The following is a 10,463-nucleotide window of genomic DNA, read 5'->3' as shown; positions in this document are numbered from 1 at the left end:
CCGGCGCCGCGAACGCGACCTGCCCTCCCCCACGATCGTGTCGTGCGACAACATCGTCGAGAACGGGAGCGTGGCGCGGGACGTGTTCACGTCGTACGCCGAGCGGCACAGTCCCGCACTCGCACGGTGGATGCGCGAGCACACCAAGTTCCCCAACTCGATGGTCGACCGGATCACCCCGGCCACCACGCCGGCCGCGATCGAGCGGCTGCACACCGAATTCGGCGTGCGCGACGCCTGGCCGGTGGTCGCCGAGCCATTCGCCATGTGGGTGCTCCAGGACGACTTCGCCGACGGCCGGCCGCCGCTGGACAAGGCGGGAGTCCAGCTGGTCGACGACGTGGCGCCGTATGAGGCGATGAAGCTGCGGCTACTCAACGCGGGCCACCAGGGCCTGTGCTACTTCGGGTACCTGGCCGGGTACCGGCTGGTGCACGAGGCCGCCCGTGACCCGCTGATCGCCGAATTCCTGCACCGCTATTGGGAATACGAGGCGATGCCGACCCTCACCCCCGTCCCCGGACTGGCCGACTTCAAGGACGGGCTCCTCCCCCGCTTCGGCAACGCCCACGTGCGCGACACGGTCGCCAGGCTGTGCGCCGACTCGTCGGAACGCATCACCAAGTGGCTGCTGCCCGTGGTCGCCGACAACCTGCGACGCGGCGGGCCGGTCGGGGTGTCCGCTGCGATCGTGGCCAGCTGGGCGCGCTACGCCGAGGGCGTCGACGAAGACGGTCGGCCGATCGAGGTGGTGGACCGGCTCGCCGGCACGCTCGTCCCCATAGCCCGTTCCCAGCGCGACGACCCGACCGCGTTCCTCGCCAACCGGGCGGTGTTCGGCGACCTCGTCGACCAGCCCCGCTTCGTCGAGCCCTACCTGTGGACGCTGGACTCCCTGCACCGCAGCGGCGCGCGGGCCACGCTCCGGGCACTCGTCGAGGCCCGCGAATGACGCTGGTCGCCGGCGTCGACTCCTCGACGCAGTCCTGCAAGGTGCTGATCTGCGACGCCGCGACGGGTGAGGTGGTCCGCGAGGGGCGGGCCGACCATCCGGGCGGGACCGAGATCGACCCCGCCGCATGGGAATCCGCCGCCCGCGCGGCGATTGCGTCCGCGGGCGGCCTGGACGGCGTGGAGGCGATCGGGGTCGGGGCGCAGCAGCACGGCATGGTGTGTCTCGACGCGAGGGGCGAGGTGGTGCGGCCGGCGCTGCTGTGGAACGACGTGCGTTCGGCCGACGCGGCGCGCGCGCTCACCGACGAGCTCGGCGGCGCGGGGGCGTGGGCCCGGGCCGTCGGCGTGGTGCCGCTGGCCGCGATCACGGTGGCCAAGCTGCGCTGGCTCGCCGACCACGAGCCGGGGCACGCCGACCGCACGGCGGCCGTCTGCCTGCCGCACGACTGGCTGAGCTGGCGGTTGCGCGGGGACACCGACATCGCGGCGCTGACCACCGACCGCAGCGACGCCAGCGGGACGGGCTATTACGACGCGGCGGGCGGCTCCTACCGCGTCGACCTGCTCGAGCTGGCCATGCGGGGCCGCCGCCCGCGCCTGCCCGCCGTGCTGGGCCCGTCGAACGCAACCTGCAGCGGCACAACCACATTCGGCGCGGGTCTCGGCGACAACGCCGCCGCGGCGCTCGGCCTCGACGCCGACGAGGGCGACGTCATCGTGTCGGTCGGGACATCGGGCGTGGTGGCCGCGGTGACCGCCGGCCCGGTCCGCGACGACGCGGGCTTTGTCGCCGGGTTCGCCGACGGCACCGGCCGCTACCTCCCGCTGGTGTGCACGCTCAACGCCGCCCGGGTGCTGGACGCGGCCGCCGCCATGCTGGGGGTCGACCACGACGGCCTGTCGGAGCTCGCGCTGTCCGCGCCGCCGGGCAGCGCCGGGCTGGTCCTGGTGCCCTACCTGGAGGGTGAGCGAACGCCCAACCGCCCCAACGCCTCCGGCGCGCTGCACGGCCTGCGTGTCGCGAACGCCGCGCCGGCCAACCTGGCCCGGGCCGCGGTGGAAGGGCTGCTGTGCGGGCTCGCCGACGGACTCGCCCACCTGGCCGCGCACGGCGTGGTCGCGCGGCGCATCCTGCTGATCGGTGGCGGCGCGGGGTCGCGGGCCCTGCGCGTCATCGCCCCCGCGGTGTTCGGCGTACCCGTCTCGGTGCCCGCGCCGGGGCAGTACGTCGCGCTGGGGGCGGCGCGGCAGGCGGCCTGGGCGCTGAGCGGATCGGCGCGACCGCCCGCGTGGGCCCGACCCGGAACCGAGGAGTACACCGCCGACCCCACGCCGGAGGTGCACGAGCGCTACGCGCGGGTGCGGAACCTGACCGAGGGGGCCTAGTCGCAGGGGCGGAACACCGGCAGCACCCGGTATTTCGCGGAGAAGCTGGCCTTCTCGTATTCGTCGCCCACCTCGCCGTCGCACGCGATGACCGTCGGGCCGTCGACGGCGGTGAACGCGAACTCCGGCACCTGCAGCTCGTGATACAGCGGGCTGCGCTCCAGCCGCCCCAGCGCGAGCGCGGTCAGGATCCTGGTCCGCCACCACCGACGTCCCGCCTCGAGCATCCGGACGTCGATCAGGCCGTCGTCCATCCGGGTCCGCCGCGACGGGGCGAACCCGGTCGGCAGGTACAGCGAGTTGCCGAGGAAGAACAGCGACGTCAGCAGCGTCTTGTTGTCGTAGGAGATCCGGACCGGCTCGTCACGGCGCAGGGTGTGCAACATCGCGTAGAGACCGGCCAGCGGCTTGCCGATCCGCTTCTCCAGCTTCTCGCGCTGCTGCACGAAGGTCGGGTAGGCGCCGATGCTCGCCGTGTTGAGGACCATCTGACTTTCGTTGAGGCACACCAGGTCCACGCACGCCACGCTGCCCCAGCGGATCGCGTCGACGGTCTTGGCCACGGTGTCGCAGCCGATGTCCTTCGCGAAGTGGTTGAACGTGCCGGCGGGGAACACGGCCAGCGGCAGCCCGGTCTCGATAGCCACTCCTGCCGCGGCCGCCACCGTGCCGTCGCCGCCGCCGACGGCGAGCACCTCGGCGCGCTCGGCGGCCTCGCGCAGGACCTGCTGCGGGTCGTCGTCGGGGCCGAGTTCGCGGATGTCCGCCCTCGGCAGCGCGTCGCGCACCTCGTCCACGACACGGGACCCGGTGCCGCTGCCCGATTCGGGGTTGATGACGAGCACCACCCCGGCGCCGTCGGGGCGTTCGGGCGCCGGGACGCGAAGCGGTTCGGCCTTGGGCAGTGCGGTTTCGACGATCGGCGGGACGAGCCGGCCGCCCAGCACCGCCACGCCCGCCCCGATGCCGAACCCGGCGACGACGTCGCCCGGGTAGTGCGCGCCGGTCACCACCCGCGAGAGCCCGACCAGCCCGGCGAGCAGCGCCAGCCCGAAACCGAGCATCGGGTTCTCCAGACCGACCCCCACGGCGAACGCGGCGGCGCTCGCCGAGTGCCCCGACGGGAAGGAGTTCGACGTCGGGCGCCGGCGGACCTGCCTGACCAGCGGCACCAGCTCGTAGCCGGGGCGCGGGCGGCGGCGGATGCGTTTGGCGACCTGGTTGGTGACCAGGCTGCTGACCGCGAGCGACACCACGCCGCGCGCCGCGCCCCGCTGGGCGCTCTTACTTCCGGTCGCCGTCAGCGCCGCGGCGATGGCGAACCACAGCTTGGAGTTGTCGGCGGCCCGGGTCAGCGGCGGCATGACCGTGTCCAGCAGCGGCGTGTCCGTCTCGGCGATCGCCTCGAAGAGCTCCCGGTCGAGGGTGCCCAGCCCCTGGGTGATTTGTTTGATGCCGCGCGCGCGTTGCCAGGGCCGCCTGTTCATTCGCTACACCCTAAATTGGTTGGCGGACATGGACGCACCGGGCTACTTCCAGGCATGGCGGGACAACGCCGCGCGGCGGGGCGTGGCCCCGGACGTCGTCGCGGAGATCGCCCGGCGACACGCCATCACCCCGGACACCTTTCGGGTGCTCGGGAAGACGGCGGAGATTCGGGACCCGGACGGCAAGTCCTTCTTCCTCCTGCCCCGCGGCATCGGCGGCGGCGACGCCCGCGCGGCGACGCTGTGCACCTACGTCCTGAACGCGGGCACCGGCTACGGCAGGAAGGGGGCGCACCGCACCGACTTCCCCCCGACGCCGTATGGCGCGGCAGAAATCACACGAATCATGCGGCGGCAGAACGCGAACGGCTGGAGCTACACCCGCGACGTCAGGTTCGTGGATCGCAACGGCGGGCGGCTCGTCGCGACGCCGAACGGCATCCTGATGGGCCTGGGCGGCAACTGGATCCAGCGCCAATTCTGCCGGCGCGGCGGCACCACCTGGGGTGACATCTTCATGGTCAACGTGGGCGCGGTCACCGACCCCGCGGGATGGCTTCGCCGGATCGTCGAGTCCGGGCATGCCTGGTACGTCCGCGCCGACGGGACGCCCGTGCAGACCCGCCTCGACCTGGATCGCGTGCTGCACCACGAGGAGCGGCACTGCCGGCAATGGGCGGAGAAGGGCTACGCGGGCATGCTGCGGGATTACGGCCGAGAGTTGGTCCGCGAATACGCCTTCGGCGCGATCAACAGGCTCGAGGAGGACGCGGGACTGGCCGACGGCGGCTATAGAGCGTCGATCCCGTGGTAGAGCACCATGGCACCGATCAGGACCAGGACCGCCGCCAGCAGGGCGGCGTTGTTGCGGTCCATCCAGTCTTTGAGACTCGCCAGCGTGTCGTCGAGGCGGCTGCCGGCCGCCGCGTAGGCCAATATCGGGATGGCGACGCTGGACGCGGCGATCGCGACGAAGAACGCGGCGGCCAACCAGTCACCGGCGAGGCCGAGCCCGGCGGTGCCGATGCCCAGTCCGGCCGGGACGCAGATGAGCAGCACATCCGGCCGCACCACCGCCAGGACCGCCCCCATGATCCCGGCCCGGGCGGGGGTGATGGTGGCGAACGAGCGCATCCATTTCGGCGACTCGGTGTCGCCGTGCCGGTTCAGCCATTTGTAGATGCCGTACACGATCAGCCCCGAACCCAGCACCACGCGCAACCACGACGACCATCGCGGCGGCGACTTGTCGAGACCGCCGAGCAGGTGGGAGGCCGTGACGGCGAGCGCCGTGAGCGCGGCAAGGGTCAGCGCCCAGCCGGCCAGGAACGCCAGGCCGGTCGGCCGCGGCCGCGGCGCCTGCAGCACCAGCACCGCCGGGATGACCGTGAGCGGCGAGAGGGAGATGACCAGTCCAAGCGGAACGAGCCCGGTGAGCACGGTGCCCCAGCTACCTGCCATGGGCAGCAATCTACAGGGCGTGAATCCCGTTGTAGAGCACCATCAAACCGATCAGGACCAGGATTATCGCGAGCAGCGTCGCGTGGTTCTCCTCCATCCAGACTTTGAGGCGCTCCAGCGGATCGTCGAGGCGGTCGCCGGCGCCGGCATACGCCAATATCGGGATGGCGACGGTTGACGCGGCGATGACGACGAACACCGCGGCGGCCACCAGCTTCCCGGCCGCGTCGAGGCCGCTGCTGCCGACGGCCAGGCCGGCCGCCGCGCACATGATCAGCACCTCGGGCCGCAGCACCACCAGCACCGCCGCGGTCACGCCGGCACGCGCTGGGCTGAGTGTGGAGAACGAGCGCATCCAGCGCGGCATGCTGCCGTGCCGATGCCGGGTCAGCCATTGGTAGCCGCCCAGTGCGATCAGCGCGGACCCCAGCACCACCCGCACCCACGACGCCCAGGTTGGCGGCGCCTTGTGCAGGCCCCCGAGCAACTCCGAACCGCTGACAAACGCGGCGGTGAGGGCCGCCAGGCCCAGCACCCACCCGGTGAGGAAGGCGAGGCTGGCCGGCCGCGGCCGCGGCGCGTGCAGAACCAGGACCGCCGGAACCACCGTGATCGGCGAGAGCGCGATGACCGCCGCCAGCGCGACGAGTTTGGTCAGCACCGAACCCCAACTTGCGTCCACGGGCAGCAATCATCGCATTGGGGTGCCGCGCCCGCATGGGTCCGGCGTAAGCGCCGCCCTCAGAACGGCTTTCGGCGCAGCGTCCAGGCGGGCACCCAGTGCGTGACGGTCTTGCGCTGCGAGCCGTAGGCGACCGGGTAGGTGACCAGGCCCCACCAGTCGCCCTGCTCGCAGAGGCCCCAGCAGCTGAGCAGTCCCTCGACGACCTTGTGCAGTTGCAGCCCGTTGGGCTGGTACCGGCCGGAGCGGTGCGGCTCGCGCGGGAACAGCACCGTCAGGTCCACCAGGACCGCGAGCGGTGGCCGCACCACCCGGAACGGGCTGCGGACCGGCTGGCCGTTGTACCCGATGGACGCGAACTGCCCCATCGATCGATCATACGTTCGAATGGGAGGTCGGTTCGCCGAGTTTCCCGTTTCCGAGCCCGCGGCCGGGCCGGTGGATATAGTCGGCTCAGCTAACAAGGGGAGGTCCCAGATGAAGATGGCTTGTGCCGCTGGCCTATTGGCCTTGGCCGGGTTGCTCACCACCGGGGTGGGCGTGGCCGGTGCCGACCAGGTGGAGGTCGAGGGCAACTATTCGAGCCTGGCCGGTTGCGAGGCGGACGCCCCGAACGTCGAGATCACGCACAACGACCACCTGTACACCCATTGGGACTGCCGCCAGGGCTCCGACGGCTTCTGGCACGTGTGGCTGCTCAACTGACGCGGGCGTAGGCGACCAGCGGCGGGAACCCGATCGGGCTCTGGCACCATAGCGGCGTGCGGAACCCGCTTCGCCGCCCGTCGGCCGCGCTGGACCCGCTGCTCGTCGGGCTGCTCGCCGTCGCGGTGAGCCTGGGCGGCGCGGGCCGCCCGTCGTTCTGGTACGACGAGGCCGCCACCATCTCGGCCGCATACAGTCGTTCGCTTGCCCAGCTGTGGCGGATGCTCGGCAACGTCGACGCCGTGCACGGCCTGTACTACCTGCTGATGCACGCCTGGTTTCAGGTCTTCCCGCCCACCGAGTTCTCCTCGCGCGCCCCGAGCGGCCTGGCCGTCGGGGGCGCGGCCGCCGGAATTGTGGTGCTGGGCAGGCAGTTTTCGTCGCGCACCGTCGCGGTGGCGTCCGGCGTCTTCTGCGCGGTCCTGCCCCGCACGACGTGGGCGGGCATCGAAGCCCGCCCCTACGCGCTGTCGATGATGGCCGCCGTGTGGCTGACGGTGCTGCTGGTGCTCGCCGCGCGCCGCGACACCGGTTGGCTCTGGGCGGCCTACGGCCTAGCGCTGGCCGCGTCGATCGCGCTGGAGGTGTACCTCGCGCTGATGATCGCGGCGCACGTCGTCCTGCTGGTCGCATCCCGTTGCGGGCGAGGGGTTTTACTGCGGTTCGCCGTCACGGCGGCGTTCGGGGTCGGCGCCATGGCGCCCTTCTTGGTGACGGTCGCGGGGCAGGCGCATCAAATCAGCTGGATCGCGCCGATCGGCCGCCGGACGCTCGAAGACGTCGTGGTGCAACAGTATTTCGAACGCAGCCCCCCGTTCGCCGTGCTGTCGGCGCTGGTGATCGCGGCGGCTATCGTGTTGTGGCTCAGCAGGTCCGCGCCGTTGGCGCGGTCCGACGGGCAGCTGCTGGCCCTCGCGGCGGCCTGGCTCGCGCTGCCGACCGCGGCGATCGTGGCCTACTCGGCGCTGGTGCACCCGATCTACACCCCGCGCTACCTTTCGTTCACGGCGCCGGGCATGGCGCTGATCCTGGGCGTCTGCACCGCCGCGGTGAGCGTCCGGCCGTGGTTGACGGCGGCCCTCGTCGCCCTGTTCGCCATCGCCGCTGCCCCCAATTACGTTCGGGCGCAGCGTAATCCGTATGCCAAGTACGGGATGGACTACAGCCAGGTGGCCGATCTGATCAGCGCCCGGGCGGCACCGGGCGATTGCCTGCTGGTGAACGACACGGTGACGTTCATGCCTGCCCCGATGCGCCCGTTGCTGGCGGCCCGCCCGGATGCCTACCGCAAGCTGGTCGACCTCACGCTGTGGCAGCGGGCGACCGACCGCAACGACGTCTTCGACACCAACCTGATTCCCGAGGTCGTCGCGAGGCCGTTGAGCCAGTGCGGGATCGTGTGGATCATCACCCAGGCCGACCCGTCACAGCCGGCGCACGAGGCCGGTCCGGCGATCCCGCCCGGACCGGTCTACGGGGCGACCCCCGCCTTCGCGGTCCCGCACGACCTGGGCTTCCGGCTCGTCGAGCGCTGGCAATTCAACTTGGTTCAGGTGTTCAAAGCGCAGCGCTAGTCACCAGATGCGGATGTAGTCGACCAGCATCGACGCCGGGAAGGTGCCCGCCGCCGGATCGCCGGCGCCGACACCGCCCACGGCGAGCGTGAACATCGGCGTCATCCAGTAGCCGGGAATGTTGAACGGCCACCGGAAATCGTCGGGGGCGCCACCGGCGACGTGGATGGGCTTGTTGGGGACCTTGAAGTATTCGGCGCCGTCCCGCGCGAATTCGAATCCCTCCTCGCCCCAGTGCATTCGCCAGGTGTGCCAGTTGCTGTCGACCAGGCCGGGGATCGACTTGCCTTCCCACGTCTTGCCATTGGACGCCGCGTGGACGGTGGTGCCCGGCGCCCAGTTGCCGTTGCCGTACCACTCGAAGATGTCCACCTCGCCGTCGGGCAGCGGGTCCTCGTTGACGCCCCAGAACGACGGCCACAGGCCCGGGTACAGGCAGTCCAGCTTGATCCGCGCCTCCCAGGTCTGGTTGATCATGCTGCGGAAGTTGCCGCGCAGCTTGCCGCTGTAATAGGTGTTGCTCAGCAGGTCGTGGGTGGCGCACAGGACGAGATTGGAGTGCCCGTCGACGAACACGTTCTGGCGGTCGTTGCGGTAGATGCCCTCCACGGGCGGGAACACGTCGTCCTGCCAGGTCTGGATCGTCCACTTGCCGGGGTCGGGCGGGGAGCCCGCGGGGCCGTCGAACTCGTCGGCGAAGATGTAGGGCCCGCCGCCGGCCGAGGGTGGTGCCTGCGGCGCGGAGGGGGCGGCCCAGGCGCCCGGCAACCGCATCGCAGCCCCCAGCATGCCGAGCCCCGAGATCAACATCATGCTGCGACGATCCATCTACAACCCACCAATCGTGAAAGCCGTGTTTCGACCCAAGCCCGCCACCCCTAGGCAACTTTTGCAAACGGTGTTATGAAACCACGCGCCGGGGTGCCACGCATGCCACACCCGGGCCGTGGCGGCGACTTTTCGCGTGCTGAAGACACCGCGGGTCAGGTCAGCGGGAGGACGGTTCGCTCAGCTTGACCAGCGTCTTGCCGATGTTGACCCCGGTGAACAGTCCGTTGAGCGCGTCGACGCACGACTCGATGCCGTCGAAGATGGTCTCCCTGTGCTTGAGCCGGCCCTCAGCCTCCCACCGCCGCAGCGCCGCGAACGCCTCGTCGAAGCGTCCCCACTGGTCGAGGGCGTTGAATCCCTGCATCAACGCGGTCTTGGACAGCAGGTTGACGTAGTTGGCCGGACCGGGATGCTCGCCGGTGAGGTAGCTGGAGATGACCCCGCACAGGACGACCCGCGCGTGGGGGGCCAACCGGCCCAGCACCGCGTTGAGGATGGGGCCGCCGACGTTGTCGAAGTAGACGTCGACGCGCTTCGGGCAGTGCTGTTTGAGCGCCGCCGCCAGGTTGTCGTTCTTGTAGTCGATGCACGCGTCGAACCCGAAATCCTCGACCACGGCCCGGCATTTCTCGGGTCCGCCGGCGATCCCGACCACCCGGGCGCCGGCGATCTTGGCGATCTGCCCGGCCACCGACCCGGTGGCCCCGGCGGCCGCCGAGACCACGACCGTCTCGCCCGGCCTCGGCCGGCCGATGTCGGTCATCCCGAAATACGCGGTGGCGCCGGTCGGTCCGTACACCGACATGATCGCCAGCTGGTCGTCCTCACCGGGGATGGGCGTGCTGAACAGGTCGTCGCGGATGATCGCGTAGTCGGAGAAGCCGGTCAGGGTGGTGACGACGTCACCGACGGCGTAGGCGTCGCAGCGCGAGGCGACCACCTCGCCGATCCCGGCGGCGCGGATCACCTCGCCGATCTGCACCGGCGGAAGGTAGCTGGGCTGGTCGTCGAGCCACGTGCGGGCGGCGGCGTCGATCCCGACGTAGGTGGTGCGCAGCAGCGCCTCGCCCTCCGCGGGCTCGGGCGCCGGCGTGGTGACCAGCTCGGTGTCACCCGGCTGAACGAGGCCGGTGGGGCGGCGGCGAAGGAGGACCTGACGGTTCGGCAACTCGGGCACGATGCAAGAAACTACCGAACCGGCCGAAATCGCCCGGGCGAATGGCATATTCAACCCATGGCAGCAAACGACGACCCGGAGGATCGGATCCGGGAACTCGAACGCCCGCTCGCCGACGCGGCGCGGGCATCCGAAGCGAGCAGCGCGCAACCCGCCGCCGAGGCCTACCAGTCCGGCCCGGCTTACCCCCCCCGAGCGCTCAACCG

General features: G+C 71.1%; 11 protein-coding genes. 5 read left to right on the top strand and 6 right to left on the bottom strand.

Features of this window, described 5'->3' with window-relative positions; translation table 11 throughout:
* A partial coding sequence (locus A9X05_RS15585; protein ID WP_067782506.1) for a mannitol dehydrogenase family protein occupies positions 1–952 on the top strand: 952 nt, incomplete at its 5' end.
* On the top strand, positions 949–2,340 hold the full coding sequence (locus A9X05_RS15580) for an FGGY family carbohydrate kinase (protein WP_067782501.1): 1,392 nt from the start codon (positions 949–951) through the stop codon (positions 2,338–2,340). The genes A9X05_RS15585 and A9X05_RS15580, both read left to right, overlap by 4 nt.
* On the opposite strand, the gene A9X05_RS15575 is transcribed toward A9X05_RS15580, so the two are convergent.
* Positions 2,337–3,827, bottom strand: a complete 1,491-nt coding sequence (locus tag A9X05_RS15575) for a bifunctional phosphatase PAP2/diacylglycerol kinase family protein (RefSeq protein ID WP_067754127.1) — start codon at positions 3,825–3,827, stop codon at positions 2,337–2,339. The two genes, A9X05_RS15580 and A9X05_RS15575, sit on opposite strands and share 4 nt — an antisense overlap.
* Before the next feature lie 28 nt (positions 3,828–3,855).
* Between A9X05_RS15575 and A9X05_RS15570 the strand changes: the two genes are divergently transcribed.
* Entirely contained in the window at positions 3,856–4,641 is a 786-nt protein-coding gene (locus A9X05_RS15570; RefSeq protein ID WP_067782498.1) for a hypothetical protein, read from the top strand.
* On the opposite strand, the gene A9X05_RS15565 is transcribed toward A9X05_RS15570, so the two are convergent.
* From A9X05_RS15565 to A9X05_RS15555, 3 genes are all read right to left on the bottom strand, one after another.
* On the bottom strand, positions 4,617–5,288 hold the full coding sequence (locus A9X05_RS15565) for a GAP family protein (protein ID WP_067754147.1): 672 nt from the start codon (positions 5,286–5,288) through the stop codon (positions 4,617–4,619). The two genes, A9X05_RS15570 and A9X05_RS15565, sit on opposite strands and share 25 nt — an antisense overlap.
* 10 nt (positions 5,289–5,298) lie before the next feature.
* Positions 5,299–5,949 carry a GAP family protein gene (locus tag A9X05_RS15560; RefSeq protein ID WP_067754130.1) on the bottom strand — a complete coding sequence of 217 codons (651 nt, stop codon included), beginning with the start codon at positions 5,947–5,949 and terminating at the stop codon, positions 5,299–5,301.
* Between the two features lie 80 nt (positions 5,950–6,029).
* Positions 6,030–6,338 carry a hypothetical protein gene (locus tag A9X05_RS15555; protein WP_067754133.1) on the bottom strand — a complete coding sequence of 103 codons (309 nt, stop codon included), beginning with the start codon at positions 6,336–6,338 and terminating at the stop codon, positions 6,030–6,032.
* Positions 6,339–6,447: 109 nt separating this feature from the next.
* Here A9X05_RS15555 and A9X05_RS15550 point away from each other — a divergent pair, with 109 nt between their 5' ends.
* The gene (locus tag A9X05_RS15550; protein WP_067269225.1) at positions 6,448–6,675 is read left to right on the top strand and encodes a hypothetical protein; all 228 of its coding nucleotides are present in this window, start codon (positions 6,448–6,450) and stop codon (positions 6,673–6,675) included.
* Between the two features lie 56 nt (positions 6,676–6,731).
* Entirely contained in the window at positions 6,732–8,249 is a 1,518-nt protein-coding gene (locus A9X05_RS15545; RefSeq protein ID WP_067754136.1) for a glycosyltransferase family 39 protein, read from the top strand.
* On the opposite strand, the gene A9X05_RS15540 is transcribed toward A9X05_RS15545, so the two are convergent.
* Both A9X05_RS15540 and A9X05_RS15535 read right to left on the bottom strand, forming a co-directional pair.
* The gene (locus tag A9X05_RS15540; protein WP_067754140.1) at positions 8,250–9,077 is read right to left on the bottom strand and encodes a family 16 glycosylhydrolase; all 828 of its coding nucleotides are present in this window, start codon (positions 9,075–9,077) and stop codon (positions 8,250–8,252) included.
* A 160-nt stretch (positions 9,078–9,237) separates the two neighbouring features.
* Positions 9,238–10,257 carry an NADP-dependent oxidoreductase gene (locus A9X05_RS15535; RefSeq protein WP_067782504.1) on the bottom strand — a complete coding sequence of 340 codons (1,020 nt, stop codon included), beginning with the start codon at positions 10,255–10,257 and terminating at the stop codon, positions 9,238–9,240.
* Between the last annotated feature and the right edge of the window lie 206 nt (positions 10,258–10,463).

The sequence above is a fragment of the Mycobacterium sp. E3298 genome (genome assembly GCF_001666895.1).
Taxonomy (GTDB): Bacteria; Actinomycetota; Actinomycetes; order Mycobacteriales; family Mycobacteriaceae; genus Mycobacterium.
This window is presented reverse-complemented; position numbering and strand designations above follow the sequence as displayed.